At 37.2% G+C, this 15672-nt stretch carries 12 protein-coding genes; 6 read left to right on the plus strand and 6 right to left on the minus strand.

Annotated elements, in window-relative coordinates; translation table 11 throughout:
• The first annotated feature begins 3 nt into the window (after window positions 1-3).
• Together ACHZAX_RS02540 and ACHZAX_RS02545 are read left to right on the plus strand one after the other, a co-directional pair.
• Window positions 4-1488 carry a SusD/RagB family nutrient-binding outer membrane lipoprotein gene (locus ACHZAX_RS02540; RefSeq protein WP_320017891.1) on the plus strand — a complete coding sequence of 495 codons (1485 nt, stop codon included), beginning with the start codon at window positions 4-6 and terminating at the stop codon, window positions 1486-1488.
• A 95-nt stretch (window positions 1489-1583) separates the two neighbouring features.
• Window positions 1584-2558 (plus strand): metallophosphoesterase family protein, encoded by a 975-nt coding sequence (locus ACHZAX_RS02545; protein WP_320017892.1) that lies wholly within the window; start codon window positions 1584-1586, stop codon window positions 2556-2558.
• A gap of 302 nt (window positions 2559-2860) precedes the next feature.
• Here the strand turns inward: ACHZAX_RS02545 and ACHZAX_RS02550 are convergent, their stop codons facing one another.
• Both ACHZAX_RS02550 and ACHZAX_RS02555 read right to left on the minus strand, forming a co-directional pair.
• Window positions 2861-3784, minus strand: coding sequence for a DMT family transporter (locus tag ACHZAX_RS02550; RefSeq protein WP_101310796.1), 924 nt, complete (start codon window positions 3782-3784; stop codon window positions 2861-2863).
• Between the two features lie 116 nt (window positions 3785-3900).
• The gene (locus tag ACHZAX_RS02555; RefSeq protein WP_320017893.1) at window positions 3901-4620 is read right to left on the minus strand and encodes an XRE family transcriptional regulator; all 720 of its coding nucleotides are present in this window, start codon (window positions 4618-4620) and stop codon (window positions 3901-3903) included.
• Between the two features lie 260 nt (window positions 4621-4880).
• Here ACHZAX_RS02555 and ACHZAX_RS02560 point away from each other — a divergent pair, with 260 nt between their 5' ends.
• The 3 genes from ACHZAX_RS02560 (at window position 4881) to ACHZAX_RS02570 (ending at window position 8582) form a co-directional block, all read left to right on the plus strand.
• Window positions 4881-6272 carry an aldehyde dehydrogenase family protein gene (locus tag ACHZAX_RS02560; RefSeq protein ID WP_320017894.1) on the plus strand — a complete coding sequence of 464 codons (1392 nt, stop codon included), beginning with the start codon at window positions 4881-4883 and terminating at the stop codon, window positions 6270-6272.
• A 384-nt stretch (window positions 6273-6656) separates the two neighbouring features.
• The gene (locus ACHZAX_RS02565; RefSeq protein WP_320017895.1) at window positions 6657-7370 is read left to right on the plus strand and encodes a pirin family protein; all 714 of its coding nucleotides are present in this window, start codon (window positions 6657-6659) and stop codon (window positions 7368-7370) included.
• Between the two features lie 192 nt (window positions 7371-7562).
• A complete protein-coding gene (locus ACHZAX_RS02570; RefSeq protein ID WP_320017896.1) occupies window positions 7563-8582 on the plus strand; it encodes a LacI family DNA-binding transcriptional regulator in 1020 nt (339 codons plus the stop codon).
• Between the two features lie 45 nt (window positions 8583-8627).
• Here the strand turns inward: ACHZAX_RS02570 and rlmN are convergent, their stop codons facing one another.
• Window positions 8628-9671 (minus strand): dual-specificity RNA methyltransferase RlmN, encoded by a 1044-nt coding sequence (rlmN, locus tag ACHZAX_RS02575; protein ID WP_320017897.1) that lies wholly within the window; start codon window positions 9669-9671, stop codon window positions 8628-8630.
• A gap of 68 nt (window positions 9672-9739) precedes the next feature.
• A complete protein-coding gene (locus ACHZAX_RS02580) occupies window positions 9740-10411 on the minus strand; it encodes a ferredoxin--NADP reductase (protein WP_320017898.1) in 672 nt (223 codons plus the stop codon).
• Between the two features lie 189 nt (window positions 10412-10600).
• Here ACHZAX_RS02580 and ACHZAX_RS02585 point away from each other — a divergent pair, with 189 nt between their 5' ends.
• Window positions 10601-11581 carry a DUF4097 family beta strand repeat-containing protein gene (locus ACHZAX_RS02585; protein WP_320017899.1) on the plus strand — a complete coding sequence of 327 codons (981 nt, stop codon included), beginning with the start codon at window positions 10601-10603 and terminating at the stop codon, window positions 11579-11581.
• Between the two features lie 888 nt (window positions 11582-12469).
• Here the strand turns inward: ACHZAX_RS02585 and ACHZAX_RS02590 are convergent.
• Both ACHZAX_RS02590 and ACHZAX_RS02595 read right to left on the minus strand, forming a co-directional pair.
• The gene (locus ACHZAX_RS02590; protein ID WP_101310788.1) at window positions 12470-14014 is read right to left on the minus strand and encodes an MFS transporter; all 1545 of its coding nucleotides are present in this window, start codon (window positions 14012-14014) and stop codon (window positions 12470-12472) included.
• 151 nt (window positions 14015-14165) lie between these two features.
• The gene (locus ACHZAX_RS02595; protein WP_320017900.1) at window positions 14166-15536 is read right to left on the minus strand and encodes an MFS transporter; all 1371 of its coding nucleotides are present in this window, start codon (window positions 15534-15536) and stop codon (window positions 14166-14168) included.
• Between the last annotated feature and the right edge of the window lie 136 nt (window positions 15537-15672).

The following is a 15672-nucleotide window of genomic DNA, read 5'->3' on the forward strand; positions in this document are numbered from 1 at the left end:
AAAATGAAAATGATTGTTAGAATATGTACTTGTATATTGTTAGCTGCAGTAGCTGTTTCATGTACTGATTTTGAGGAGCTTAATAAGGATCCAAATAAACCAACCCAAACCTCACCTCAGCTTTTGCTAACTACAGCATGTTGGGATGTATTTAGCGAATTTGATAATTTTCAATACGAATCGCGAATGCTTGTAGCTACTGATGGAGAAAGCTCTGAACAGTTTTACAACTGGACAAGAGGAGATTTTGGTTCTTTTGATAATTTGAGAAATATACAGAAACTGGAAGAGGAATCCGTACGTGTAAGCTCCGATGCTAACTTGGCTCTTGCAAAATTTTTTAAGGCATGGTATTTCTATAACTTAACCATTAAGTATGGAGATATCCCTTTTTCTGAGGCTTTGCAAGGGGAGACCAACGAAATATATACCGCAAAATACGATACACAGGAAGATGTTTTTGTTGGAATTTTAAATCTCTTGAAAGAAGCTGATACTTTGTTGGAAGGAAATACTGAGATTATTACCGGAGATATTCTGAATGATGGTTCGTTGCCAAAATGGCAAAAATTAGTAAATGCCTTTCGTTTAAAGGTCTTGCTTACCTTATCTCACAAATCAACTATTGGAGGAGAATCTGTAGCATCACGTTTTGCAGGCATTTATTCCGGTAAAGCATTAATGAATGATGTAAGTGAAAGCACACAGATAAACTTTTTGGATCAATCGGGAAGCAGATACCTGAATTTTAATTCAAGTAGCTTTGGATCGGGATTGTATATGGATTCAACCTTTGTTCAAAAATTAATTGACCGGGAAGATCCCCGTTTGTTTGTGTATTGTACCCAAACACCAAATGCTCTTAAGGCAGGTAAAGCTGTTAACGATTTTACATCTTACGAAGGAGGAAATCCAACAGTACAATACAGTCTTGTAAACGCAAAAGCAGTGGCCGGAAATATTTCCAAGCCCAATTCCCGTTATTACGACGATCCGGTATGCGAATCAATGATGTTATTAGGATATCCTGAACAACAGTTTATTATTGCTGAAGCAATTTTAAGAGGTTGGATTAGCGGCGATGCTGTGGCTGAGTACAACAAAGGAATTAAAGCATCTTTTTCATTTTTTGCGGGTCAGGCATCAACAAAAGGCTATAGTTCGTATTTAAGTGCCGAAGCATGTGATCAATATCTGCTGAATTCTTTTGTTGATTTGGATCAGGCTCCATCGGTAGATATGAAGATCTCGTATGTAATCACACAAAAGTATCTTCAAACTTATTTTCAGGCTGGTAAAACTCCGTTTTTTGAGCAGCGCCGAACAGGTTATCCAATTTTTGAAACAGCACCGGGGGTAACAATACCTAACCGTTGGATGTATCCTCAAACGGAATATGATTACAACAAAACAAATGTAACCGAAGCCGTAACCCGCCAATTTTCAGGTAAGGATGATATCCGCGAAACTCCCTGGTATTTGAAATAGGGTAGTTTCATTTGTAATTAATTTTTCCTCGCTTCTCATCTGTAAGGATCAGGAGTGGGGAAATGCTTTTATTAAGTTTAAAAATATAGTAAGTAATGAAAAAAATAAGTCTGATATTATTCAGTTTTTTAATCGCTCAAATGTCTTTCTCTCAATCTGTTGAGTTTAAGTTTAACCCGAATGGGGAATTTAAAATCCTGCAACTGACAGATACGCATGTCACTGCAGGTAAAAACAATCAGCAGCACGTTATGGATTTGCTCACTACTTTGGTTCAGGAAGAAAACCCTGATTTGGTTGTGTTTACCGGCGATGTAGTAACAGATAGTGACAATCCTAAACCTTGTTATGAAATATTTGCTGAATTCTTTAAAAAGCACAAGCTGCATTGGGCTGTAACACTTGGAAATCACGATTCAGAGAATAAAATGCCTAGAAATAATGTTGTGTCTATTCTGAATGGTCTTGATTTTTGCATTAACCAATCTACAAATAATTTAAAGGGTACAAATTTTTTGTGTGAAGTAAAAAGCAGTACCAACTCTGACAGCAAGGCGATACTTTATTTTTTAGATTCTCAGGATTACAGCACAATAAAACCAAGAGTAGATGGTTATGGTTGGTTTTCAACCGAACAGGTGGTTTGGTACAAAGAGCAAAGCCAGAAGTTCATTGATGAAAATAAGGATACGATTCCTGCTTTAGCATTTTTCCATATCCCCTTGCCGGAGTATACTGATGCCTGGTGTAACAGTAAAGCATTTGGGACAAGAAAAGAGGTAGAGTGCTGCTCGAAAATTAATAGTGGCATGTTTGGTGCAATGGTAGAGCAGGGCGATGTTATGGGGACTTTTGTTGGGCACGATCACGTGAACGATTATGTTGCATCATATTACAATATTGCTCTTGCATACGGTCGTGCTTCAGGTGCGGAGAATACCTATGGTGACTTAAAGCAGGGGGGCCGGGTTATTGTATTGAAAGAAGGTAAACGAACATTTGATACATGGATTCGTGAAAAAGATGGAGAAGTAAAACAGGTTTGTAATTTTCCTGATTCGTTCCAATAATATCCTGTTACAATCTATATCAAGCTTTCGCGGATTTGGGTGAGTTTAATACCAATTTAATTTCAAAACAGACTTTAAATAAAATGAATTAATTTTTAGCTGTATCGAGGCAAAAAAGTAAAGCACAGCCATGTTACGATGCATCTTTTTTAACGAAGATATAGCTGAAAAGAAACATTTTATAAGGCATGTTTTGATGTTAATTTGGTATAAATACCAAACGCGATATTATTTAAGACATGATTGAATACATCGTTTTTAGCAATTGGTATTTTGTTGAAAACGATGTATTTGCTTATCTGTTAAATTTTGTTTTTCCTTGAGAAAAGAACTGCCGTAATTGCGCCGCCAATCACTAATACCGCACCAAGCATTGAGTAAATACTTAAACTGTCTGTTTTTATCCACGCTACATTCATCGAGGATAAAACGGCCATGGATGTTAGTGTGATAATTGGATTCACAGTAACAATTATACTTACTTTATAGGCTTCGGTGTACTTGAAAGCCAATGCCAGACAACCATAGGCCACGAGAGTATTCATGCCCAGAAAAATCACGATCACCCACGAGGAAAAATCAAGATTTGAGAAGGCTGTAAAATCAACAAAAGGAGCGTAGAGAATAGCCGGTACTCCGTAAAGAACCATGTTTAACAATTGAGCCGGATGTTTTTGCACCAGTTTTTTTTGCAGTGAAGCATACAAAACCCACATTACCGCTCCTAATTCGATCCAGAAAAACCCCGTGTTGAATGCTTCGGTATCTTGTATAAAGGCTTGCAGCTGATTTCTGTAAAAAAGAAATAAACCCAATCCTGCAATTCCAAATCCAAGTAATTGTTTGCTGTTTAATTTCTCTTTAAAAAAGAAAACTCCGACCATCGCTAATAAAATAGGAGCTGTTTGCATCGTAATTTGCGCATTACTCGGGCTGGTATAATTTATTCCCTGCATAAAACCCAGATAATTTACACCCAAAGCAAGTGCGGCAATTATCAGGATAAAAGGAGGTCGTTTTATAATATTTAATTGCTTTTTGTCGGTTATTAAATAGTAGAGAAACAGAATAGAAAAGGCAAACGTAAAACGAAACCAGACTATAGAAACGGGATCCAGATCTTTCAGGCTGACTTTTAAGAAAATTGGGAGAAACCCCCATAAAAGTGCTGTAACCATGGCGTACAAAACACCTTTGTAATTGCTTGAAATCCCCTTTAGACTCATTATTTTTGTTGGATTAAACTAATTTATTTAGAATGATTTTACAGAGCTAAAAGTAGGAAAAAAAAGGATGAAGCAATTCGCTGTCAGGATTTAAATTTGAAGATTTTTATCGTCTTTTATTTTTTATTATTTCCAGCCGGTTCAGGCAATGTAAAGCTTACAAATCCCAAGGATTTCCATACCTCCAATACTTGATTCAGGCTTACCTCAAAAGATAAATATTCCGGGTTGTCAGAATTGAGCAGCAATTGATTGTTTTTAAAATCTTTTTTTACTCGTTTATATACTATTCCATCGTCCTTAGTCAATACAATACAGCAGCTGTTCTCTTTTATTAGTTCCCAATCCTGAACGTATTCACAAATTATGTATGCGCCGGAAGGAATTGGCAGCATGCTGTCTCCTTCAATCTGAAAAGCCCGGTAGGTTTTGTTTTCCGATAGTTCGGCAAATGGCATTCTGAAATTGGGCAATTCGCTGATAAATTCAGCATCAGAATATCCGTTAAGGTAACCTGCAGCGGCTTTTACTGGAACCAGACTGATCATTTCTTCATTTTGTGCATCCACTAAAATGGGCAAAACCCGAAGTTTGTCTCCTTTGGTGTCCTGTGTTTTTTCCTGATCCAATTTGCTGATATCCTCGTTAACCAATTCATCTAAATTACGTTTGAAGAATTTCGAATATTTCATCAATGTGGTAATTTTGGGGACACTTCTTTTTTTCTCGTATGCACTGATTGATGAGGCTCCTATGCCAATTCGGTTCGATAATCTGCCTTGAGACAATCTTTTGCGCAGGCGTAAATGTTTAAGATTTTTATTTAAGTTTTCCATGCTGAGGCTTTGTACAGGTGAAATTTTTCGAGTTGCAAATGTACATGTTTGGAGCTTCTTTCGGAGAATAGGAAAGAACAATTTACCGGATTTTCTGTCTGTTCCGATATAGTTTGTTGAAGATTAATGAATTATAATGTGCAGATATCAACTCTTTAAATATAGTCCGTTCAATTATTGATTAAAATCAAATGGTTTTGAACGAAGATCTTTACTCGAAAACCTGTATTTTGTAGTATCAAAATAAATAAGTTGATACAATGAACACAATAAAAGTAAATTCCCCGTTCGATGGCAGTTTAATTCAGGAAATTCCTTTGCTCGATGAGCATCAGGTGGAAGAAAAGTTGGCCAAAGCCTATGCCTTGTTTCAGGACCGGTCCCGCTGGCTGAAACCCTTCGAACGCATTGCCATATTGGAAAAAACAAAAGCCATTATGCAGACGCGGGTCGAAGAATTGACAAAAACTGCGGCTTCCGAAGGCGGAAAACCTTATCAGGACAGTAAAGTGGAAGTGCTTCGTGCAATTAACGGCGTACAATTGGCCATTGAACACATTGGTCAGTTAAAAGGAGAGCAAATCCCCATGGGAACCACAGCCGCCTCCGTAAACCGATGGGCATTTACCCTGCGCGAACCAATTGGCGTGGTTCTCAGCATAAGCGCTTTTAATCATCCGCTAAATTTGGCAGTGCATCAAATTATTCCGGCTTTTGCCGTTGGCACACCCGTTATCATCAAGCCGGCAACATCAACACCGCTGTCGGCAATCGGGTTGGTAAAAATTATGAAAGAAGCGGGATTACCAGAGGATTGGGCAGAGGTGGTTATTTGCAGCCGCCAAAATGCCGAAAACATGGTGAAAGATTCACGGATCAACTATCTTTCATTCATAGGTTCGGCCGAGGTGGGATGGAATCTGCGGTCTAAGCTGTCGCCGCGAACCCGATGTGAATTGGAGCACGGAGGTTCTGCGCCTGTAATTGTCGGGGCAGATGCTGATCTTTCGCAAACCGTTCCCGCATTGGCAAAAGGAGGATTTTATCATGCCGGTCAGGTATGTGTATCCGTTCAGCGGGTATATGTCCACGAAAATATCATCGAAGAATTTACTGCTCAACTGGTCGCAAAAGCCAATGCTTTGCATGTTGGAGATCCTATGGATCCTAAAACAGAAGTGGGACCGTTAATTCAGACTTACGAGGTAGATCGGGTAGAGCAGTGGGTAAACGAAGCGGTTAACGAAGGAGCGAAAATAATGTGTGGCGGGAAACGGATTTCTGATACCTGTTATCAGCCAACAGTTCTTCTGAATCCTGATTCTGAATCGAAAGTTTCTCAGCACGAGGTGTTTGGTCCGGTGGTTTGTGTCTATGCTTATTCCAAATTGCAGGATGCCGTTAATCGCGCAAATTCATTGCCTTTGGCCTTTCAGTCAGCCATTTTCACCTCTAATTTAGATGTGGCTCTTGATGCCGTCAATCAATTGAATGCATCGGCCGTAATGGTAAACGATCACACCGCTTTTCGTGTCGATTGGATGCCTTTTGGCGGGCGCGATGCATCAGGAATCGGCATGGGAGGCATTCCGTATTCCATGCACGAAATGACCCGCGAAAAACTCATGGTGATTAAATCGAAAGTATTGTAATTAATAGTCCGTTAGATTTTAGTAATTAGTAACTAGTTTTATTTACAAGATGCTTATTTTTAATATTTTAACCGGTAATGCTTTGTTCGTAAAACACACTAAAAATCAAATATCTACAAAACCTTAACGAACTGTTTGTAATAAAAGTCAGGGCGGAATTCATTTTTCGCCTTTTTTCATGTTTTGGGCGTGTCCCTCCGGGTCAGGCTTTCCGTTACTACTCCTCGCTCATTCTTCGCTGTGGGGTATACACTCCAATCCTTCACGCAGGCTGATATTAGCTTTCGCTTCAACAAATAGTACAAACCAAACGCAATTCTGTCCATTTACCAACAAGCACCTCTGTATTAACTTTGTAGTAAAGATTTATAACAGGAGGTAAATATGGATAAGGTATTTCACGAAGCAGGAACAAGAGGAAGTAGTCAATTGGATTGGTTGGATAGCAAGCACAGTTTTAGTTTTGCTGATTACTACTGTCCGGAACGAATCCATTTTGGAGCGTTAAGAGTGATTAATGATGATGTTGTTAAAGCAGGAATGGGTTTTGGAACTCACTCGCATCAAAATATGGAAATCATTTCAATTCCATTAAAAGGGGCATTAAAGCATAAAGACAGTGCAGGACATTCCGAATTAATTAAAGTGAATGATGTTCAGGTAATGACAGCAGGACGAGGAATAATGCATTCTGAATACAATGCATCTGAAACGGAAGATGTACATTTTCTTCAGGTTTGGATCATTCCTGAAAAAGAAGGGCTGGAACCAGGTTACGATCAACGATCATTTCCGGATGTAAATGAGAATGGTGAATTGCAACTGCTTGTTGCTCCAAAATCATCACAACATAATGCTTTAAAAATTAATCAGAATGCATATGTATTCCGGGCAAAAGTAACTAGTGGAAATACACTCGAATATACAATAAACGGTAACGCAAACGGAGTTTATGTTTTTGTTCTTAACGGAGAGCTGACAGTTGATGGAGAAATTCTTCGGCCGCGGGATGGTATAGGTGTGAATGGTGTTAATTCATTGGAGATTATGGGTATTGTTAATTCAGAATTTTTGATTTTTGAAGTACCAATGCATTAATTAAATGTTAAGAATGGCTTAAGCTGACCCGTGATGTTGAAAATGGGTGTAATCAACCACTAAAAAGTAGATTTCACAGGATGGAAGCTGTCTAAATTATATTATCTTTGTTTCTTGTCGGGAAAAGTGATATAAATCAGTATTTTTATTACAATTTCAGACAATCGAATGTAAGATTCTAAAATTATTACTATGGCAAACAGACCTGTAACCATTAAAGACATAGCTGAAAAACTAAGTATTTCAGTTTCTACTGTCTCCCGTGCTCTTAAAAACAATCCCGAAATTAGCTTAACAACCAGAGAAGCAGTTCAGAAATTGGCAAAGGAATTAAAGTACCAGCCAAATCCGTTAGCTGTTGCTTTAAAAACACAAAAATCGAATACTATTGGTGTTGTTGTTCCGCAAATTGTTAGTTCTTTTTATGCTACTGTTGTAAAAGGAATTGAGCAGATTGCTGATGAGCACAACTATCAGGTGTTTGTTAGTTCTTCAAATGAAAGAATCGAAAAGGAAGAGAAAAATGTAAATGGCTTCCTGAACATGAGAATGGATGGAATTATTCTATCACTTACCCGTGCAACAACTACATACGATCATATTCATAAAATACAGGATCTGGGAGTGCCAATGGTACTTTTCGATAGAACATCTAAAGAATTAGAGGTTTCTAAAGTTGTTGCTGATGATGCTGCAGCTGCTCATACGGCAGTAACTCACTTGATTAATGGTGGTGCCAAAAGAGTTGCGTTCATGACCGGACCTGAGTTTATGCTATTCGGAACAAACAGACTAAGAGGCTATAAAAAAGCCTTGGAAGACAAAAATATTCCTCTGGATGAAACATTAATTTCCCGATGTGATTTTACTGTGGAAGATGCGAAAAGCCTGGCATTGGATTTATTGGCAAGGGCCAATCGTCCGGATGCTATTTTTGCTATAAATGATGATATGGCGATTGGGGCAATTGCTGCCGCAAAAGAGTTAGGCCTTAAAATTCCTAATGATCTTGCAGTAGTAGGATTCTCAAATAGCCGCAGATCGCGTTATATGGAACCTTCAGTTTCTACGATGGATCAAAATCCAAAAGAGGTTGGCCGGGAAGCTGCAAGATTACTGTTCGAACAAATGGAAAAAACTCCTGATGCCAAAGCGATAAAAGAGGTTGTTGTTCATGCCGATTTGATTGTTAGAACATCAAGTGACAGATAAAAATATAGATAAAAAAAATCCTGCTTAGTTAAGCAGGATTTTTTTTTAGAAATCTTCTTCTTGTCTTTTTACCAGTTCTTTTGTAGAAAGTAAACCGCAAGCCGCAAAAATATCAAGTCCTCTCGATCTTCTGACCGTTGTTGTAATTCCTTTTTTCGTTAGCTGCTCTTTAAAATCTTCCATCGTTGCATCATCAGATCCGTCAAGTGGAGTATCTGGAATTGGGTGAAAACGAATCAAATTGATTCTGCATTTAATTCCATCCAAAATCCGGCAAAGCTCTTTTACATGACGGGGCGTATCGTTAATTCCTTTAAACATGATGTATTCGAAAGAAATTCTGCGCTGAAGACCAAAATCAAAATCACGAATTATTTTCAATACATCTTTTATTGGATATACATTTTGAACCGGCATCAATTTTTTTCTTTCATCTTCGAAAGGAGTATGCAGACTAACAGCCAAATGACATTCACTATGGTTAAGAAATTCAATCATCCCAGGAATTATTCCAATTGTAGACACGGTGATCCTTCTTGGGCTCATAGCCATTCCATAATCCGAGGTTAGAATCTCCAGGGATTTCATCAGTTCAGGAACATTATCCAAAGGTTCTCCCATTCCCATGTAAACAATATTGCTTAAATTTTCTCTTTCGGGCAAACTCCTTATTTGATTGATAATTTCGCCGCTTGATAATTGTCCCTGAAAACCTTGTTTACCGGTCATGCAAAACAAACAACCCATTTTACAGCCAACCTGAGAAGAAACGCAAAGTGTATTTCGTTTCTGATCCGGAATGTAAGCGGTTTCTATAAATTTGTGAGCATGAGTAGTTGGGTAAAGGTATTTTTTTGTGCCATCAACCGAAACCTGTACTTTGGTTGATGCAGTAATACCAAGATCGTAATTCTCCAGCAAAGCAGTTCTTGCCTTCAACGAAAGGTTAGACATTTCTTCAATACTGGTAATGTCTTTTTTATACAACCAGTCGGCAATTTGCTTAGCTGTAAATTTGGGAAGCTTTAATTCAGTAACAATTTGAATCAGTTCTTCAAGTGTTTTTCCTAAAAGGGTATCTTTGGCCATTATTCTATTTTATAATTACACGAAAGCAGCGATTTTTATTCAGTCTGCTTTCATGTAAATTAATTGCATTAAAAGTAAATTTCAGCTACAATTCTTTCGTATTCAACTCCACGTTTAATCAAAAGGTCGCGAACTTCAACTACCATTTCAGGACTGCCGCATAAAAAGAAGCGGCAATTTTCCGGTAGTTTCTTTACATCCTGCAAATATCGTGTTAATCTTCCATGATACAAACCCTCAGCTTTATCTTGTGAGCAGCAACGAATGTAATTCTCTTTTAAAACAGGAATAAATTCTTTTTCAAAATAGAAAGAATGATCATATCTGCCTCCATGAATAAGGGTTTTGTTCTTGAGTAAACCTGAGCGAAACATGGCTGCATAAGGTGCAATTCCTGTTCCCGATGCAATCCACCATGCCGGCGATTCATCATCAATAAAATCTCCGTCAGGATTTGTCACATAAAGTTCTGATCCAGGTTTAATTTCGCTGAGTCTGGGGGTTAACCAGCCATCATCCTTCAAATTGTATAACACCTGAACTTCAGCGTCGTTTTCACCACTGGCTATGGTGTACAATCGTGGTGTTACACTTAAATCCGTGGTTAATCCAATGTACTGTCCGGCAGTAAAACTCTTTACTTTTTTATATTTTAAAACAAATACTCCGGGAGCAATTGCTTTGTTCTCAATTACTATGGTGGTTGAAAGTTTATTTTTTTGTTCTGTTATTGATTCCATATATTATTTGATTTTAATGGCGCAAAGATAATAAATTATTTATAAAGATTCTAAATTGTGATCAAATCAAATTTCTTTCCTTTTTGTAACTTTTATCGCAGGTTGAGCGTCTCATAATACATTAGGAATAGATTGAGAATCTGCTCTTGATTATTAATTTACTAATTCAATTTTTAAAACCCGTATAAAATGAAAACTCAAAATTTAATTAAAAGGAATCTATTACTTCTGGTCTTGTTCCTGTTTTCTCTTAATTCCTTTTCTCAAACGGTCTTTGCCGATGAAAAGGCAAATTATGATGGTGTGAAAAAAATAGTTGTAGAAGGAAGATTTTGTGATGTTACCTTGTTGGGTGAAAATCGTGAGGATGTAAAATTTGAGGGGACTATTAAAGGAGTATCCAGAAATGGGAGTTCTTATAAAATCAATCACAGGTTGGAAGGGAGCACTTTGAGAGTATGGGTAGAATCACCAAGAACATCTTGGGGGAATATTGATGCATCATTAAAATTTTTAGTCCCAACACAAATGGAGATTGACGTGAAAAATTCTTCAGGGGATGTTTATTGTGAGAATATTTCTTCGGATTACACCAAAATACACGCTTCTTCGGGCGATGTGAATGTGAAAAATATAATCTCTGATCTTGAGGTGATAACAAGTTCAGGAGAGATTAGTTTGTACGAAATCAAAGGGGACCTAAACTCGCAATCAAGTTCGGGGAATCATGAATATAATAAAGTGGCCGGAAATGTAAAATGTAATGCAACCTCAGGCGATATAGAAATGGTAAATGTGATTGGAGATATTTCTTCCCGAACCTCGTCCGGAAATCAGGAGTTTGATAAAGTGGAAGGGCAAATTAAAAGTATTTCTTCTTCGGGAAATGTTGGGATTCTTAATTCAAAAACAATTTTAAATTTAACCAGTAGTTCTGGTAATTTGAGAGGACAAGGATTGGTTTTGTTGGGAGAATCCTGTTTTAAAGCTACCTCGGGAGATGTTAGCATGAACTTGTTAAATGATTTTGAGCAATTGAGTTTTGATCTTTCAGCATCCTCAGGATCGCTTAGGGCGGGTAACCGTAAAGGAGATGATAACCTGTATCTCAAGAGTGGTGAAATATGGGTTCATGGAAAAACCAGCTCTGGAAATCAAACTTTTAAATAAGTAGTTGTTGGGCCTGTTCGAAAACGTACATCGTGTGTGATGTATACGTACACTTTTAAAGATGTAAATATCTTTACATTGTGTATAATTATTTGAAAAACAGAATTATATGCATTTTGGCCTGTAGATTGTTGTTGTATATTCGAAATCATTTGTTAAATGATTTCCCAAATATTGGGAGTGGTGTCCCGGGATTTTGGTTTTAATAGCATAATTAATTGGTTTTCTTTAATATGCCGTAACATTCAATTAGTTACGGCATATTATTTACCCTTATGACTTCAATTAGTTAGCAAAACCATCATGTTGCGTATTTGTTGTTTCGTAACATTTTAGAAAATGGGAAAAAAAATAAATTTAACTTTTGATTAAATATAATTTTTCCAGGTAATAAACAGTTAGCGCGGTAATCGGGTCAAGATTTTATTGTTAGGCAATGATACCAATAATTGTCTAACAGAAGTTCGGGAATATCTATAGGGGAAACTCCCGGACATTTTTAGTTGGTAATTGTTGGATGCAATGTGGTAATTCTAGACAACAATTCTAAAGGCTCCAAAATATAAGGGGTAACAAAGGATGCTCAAATTTGGGCATCCTTTCTTTACTTGGAAAAGTTGCGTACTCATTAATAAATCACAAAAGTGTAAAGGTGTGTGTCCGCTATAGAAACTTACAGGTCTGACAGAATCCTATTTGAAGTTTTCAAACCGCTAATGCCCTTATTTGGCACTTGCGTAAACCATACGGAAAATCACATTAAAAAAAAGTCGTTATCATGATTACTGGATTAGCCTGTCCCGATTAGATAGGTCGCCTGAGAGGATACTAAAAAAGCCGTCCTTTGGACGGCTTTTAATATATAAGTGGTTTTATAAAATCACCAGTTTAGCTGGGTAATTCCAAACCATAGTTTTGTTTTCTGTCAGCCTTTTTCAGTAAGAATGATAAGAAAATGGAAATTACACCACAGCCTACCAATACCAAAATCGGGATTGTATAATCTTTAGGTTGTCCTTCAGGTATTCCTTGATTTACAAAATCAAGCAGTGCTCCAATTCCCCAAAAGAATAATGCCAAACCCCAGTTTTGAAGGGTAAACATGGTAGCGTAAGCAGTTCCTAATCTGTTTTCTGCAACAATTTTAGCAACCGAAGGCCACATGGCTGCTGGTACTAAAGAGAATGCTACACCTAAACTTAATAATCCAAAATAAGCTATATATACATTATCTAATATCGATAGAGAGATATGAGCAAAAATCAGAAGTAATGATCCAAGAATCATTAAGGATGCTGCTTTTCCTTTTTTATCTACATAATTACCAAAAATAGGAGTGAATATAATTGTACCAAGAGGGATTAAACTCGCTGTTTTAGCACCATTTCCTAACCAAATTGCTAAAATATCTTTCATCACAAACAGATAAACACAGAAAGCAATCAGCGCTCCCGTTTTAAATAAAAATCTGGTTTGTTTATTTTCAAAGTTATTAGGTACAACAGCAAAAAGAATTGCAAACAAAAAGAAAATAAGATATACGCTTGAAGCTCCAATTGCTTTGCTTCCCCATAAAATTACTTCTCCCGCTTGAGGTAATATTTCTGAGAAACCGAATTTGTTTATCAATAAATCAGGAGCATATTGCATAAATGGGAAAATGGCAGCATAAAAGGTTACACAAAGAAGAGCAATGTATAAAAACGATTTGTTCTTGATTAATGCAACTAAATCAGAGAATTTAAAGTCTTCTTCAGGATCACAAACTTCGCCACTTTTATCACTATTCGCTTTTTCTTGTTTATCCAACTTAATGTCAAATACGGTATAAATCAGGAACATGATAAGAGCCAAGCCAATAAGTGAGGCAGCAAAAGTAACAGCAGGAGAAACATGTCCTCCTCCAATATCTAATGAAAGTGCCGTACCCATCGCACTGCCCAATCGGCCAAATCCCATATTGATAGCCATGGCCAAGGCAAGATCGTAACCTTTAAACCATTTTACAATGGTTCTGGTTGCTACAACACAAACAACTTCAAGTCCCGATCCAAATAGAACCCGGCCTACAATAATCATGTTTAACATGGTGCCGTGTTCAGTTCCGAAAAATCCCGAAGCAGCTAAAGCGGAAATGGATCCTCCCAGAACTGCAAGACCACCGAATACAATACCTGCAACCCGTATTCCCCATTTGTCGAGCATGATACCTCCAATAATGATCATACCAAACATATTGGCAATGGTGGTTAATGCAAGAATCCGACCAAATTCTTCACTGGAAAATCCCATTTCCGATTCCATCAGCCCTTTTAAGCCGGAAAAGAAATCCTGAAACCAGTAGGTACTAAAAGTTAGTCCCGAAAGGAGGATTAACATTGCCCAACGCATTGCAGACGAGTCGCGCAACGTTCTTTTTAATGTTTCTGTCATTTTCGTTGTATTTTTTAAATTAAACTCAGGTTTAAGAGGTTACTAAATTAAGATAAATGAATAAAAAAACAAATCAGAAACTGTATTGGGACTTATATGAAAAAAGCCGTCCCGAAGGACAGCTTTTTTTATATGATATTTACTATTTAGGCTATTTTTGAATATTTGGTAATTCTAAGCCATAACCTTTTTTCTTATCTTCCATTTTTAATAACATACCAACAATTATTGCTAAAGCTCCTAAGCCTGTAAAAATAAGCATTGGATTTGTGTAATCGTATAATGGTACTGCTGTGCCGTTAGCTTTTGCTAATGCAACTTCAGGATTCGATTGGTCCAATACATATCCAATTAACAATGGAATTCCCATTAATCCCCAGTTTTGAATCCAAAAGATCAATGAAAAAGCGGTTCCCAATTGATTTTCAGGAATGATTTTTGGAACAGAAGGCCACATTGCTGATGGCACAAGGGATAATGCTATTCCTAAAACGATAGTTAATACGACTGCTACTTGCCAATAATTTAATATCGGTAGAGAGAAAATTGAGTGCACAATCAAAATAAGAATTGCTCCTATAATCATGATAGTTGCTCCCTTTCCTTTTGTGTCGTAAATCCCTCCAAAAATAGGTGTTAGGAATAGTGTTCCCAATGGTAATAAACCAGGAATACTACCTGCTATTTCTTGATCTAAACCATATTTATTAACCATTAAATCTGCAGCGTACTTTATAAAAGGAAAAACTGAGGAATAAAATAACACACATAAAACAGCTATTAACCAAAATCCTTTATTCCCAACAATTTGTCGTAAATCTGAGTATATGCTCAACCATAATTCATTCATAGACATTGGCTTCTTAACTTCTGCATTAAGATCAGCTTCTGACAACTCTAATTTTTTATCCATAGACATATAGATGAAAAATGCTATGAAACCAATAATCAATAGCACCAATGCAAAAGCAATAGGTGCAGAAATACTTGGTGCCATTTTTTCAACTAGTTGTCCATTCTCAACAACTGTATGAACGCTTGAGAAATACATTGCCAAGGGTACTGGAGCAACTAAAGCTAGCATCGTTCCCAATCTGGCAACAGCCATTTGCATACCCATTGCAAATGCCATTTCGTGTCCTTTGAACCATTTAACGATTATTTTAGAGACTGTTATTCCGGCAATCTCAACTCCAATAGCAAAGATAGCAAATCCTATAGATGCCCAAAATACTTGACTGTGCATGCCCAAGATAGTATCGGTATCTAGAGTTGGATTTGTAACTGCCCAAAACTTAATTGCAGCACCAACAACCATAATACCTGACGACATTAAGCCTGTAAAACGAGCACCCATTTTATCAAGGATAATTCCTCCAAAAATGAGCATCAGTAGGAATACATTAAACCAGCCATATGCACTGGTGAATATTCCGTAGTTTGTACTCGACCATCCAAACTCGGATTCCAGCATTGGTTTTAAAGGAGACATTACATCGGTTAAAAAATAACCTGCAAACATTGTGATGGAAATTATTCCCAATGCTCCCCATCGTGCTGCTTTCGAATCTCGAAGAGTCAGTCTTAGTGCTTCAGTCATATTCTTTTATTTTATCTGTTAGAGTTGAGTAATTGTTTAAGGGGTGCTAAAGTAAGAT

This window comes from Labilibaculum manganireducens (assembly GCF_963665805.2).
In the GTDB taxonomy this organism is placed as follows: domain Bacteria; phylum Bacteroidota; class Bacteroidia; order Bacteroidales; family Marinifilaceae; genus Labilibaculum; species Labilibaculum manganireducens.

Bases quoted from the DNA above. Each gene is read 5' to 3' on its own strand.
- ACHZAX_RS02590 (WP_101310788.1), bottom strand. From the start codon at position 14,014: ATGACAGAAACATTAAAAAGAACGTTGCGCGACTCGTCTGCAATGCGT.
- ACHZAX_RS02540 (WP_320017891.1), top strand. From the start codon at position 4: ATGAAAATGATTGTTAGAATATGTACTTGTATATTGTTAGCTGCAGTA.
- ACHZAX_RS02595 (WP_320017900.1), bottom strand. From the start codon at position 15,536: ATGTTTGCAGGTTATTTTTTAACCGATGTAATGTCTCCTTTAAAACCA.
- ACHZAX_RS02560 (WP_320017894.1), top strand. From the start codon at position 4,881: ATGAACACAATAAAAGTAAATTCCCCGTTCGATGGCAGTTTAATTCAG.
- rlmN (WP_320017897.1), bottom strand. From the start codon at position 9,671: ATGGCCAAAGATACCCTTTTAGGAAAAACACTTGAAGAACTGATTCAA.
- ACHZAX_RS02580 (WP_320017898.1), bottom strand. From the start codon at position 10,411: ATGGAATCAATAACAGAACAAAAAAATAAACTTTCAACCACCATAGTA.
- ACHZAX_RS02565 (WP_320017895.1), top strand. From the start codon at position 6,657: ATGGATAAGGTATTTCACGAAGCAGGAACAAGAGGAAGTAGTCAATTG.
- ACHZAX_RS02555 (WP_320017893.1), bottom strand. From the start codon at position 4,620: ATGGAAAACTTAAATAAAAATCTTAAACATTTACGCCTGCGCAAAAGA.
- ACHZAX_RS02570 (WP_320017896.1), top strand. From the start codon at position 7,563: ATGGCAAACAGACCTGTAACCATTAAAGACATAGCTGAAAAACTAAGT.
- ACHZAX_RS02585 (WP_320017899.1), top strand. From the start codon at position 10,601: ATGAAAACTCAAAATTTAATTAAAAGGAATCTATTACTTCTGGTCTTG.
- ACHZAX_RS02550 (WP_101310796.1), bottom strand. From the start codon at position 3,784: ATGAGTCTAAAGGGGATTTCAAGCAATTACAAAGGTGTTTTGTACGCC.
- ACHZAX_RS02545 (WP_320017892.1), top strand. From the start codon at position 1,584: ATGAAAAAAATAAGTCTGATATTATTCAGTTTTTTAATCGCTCAAATG.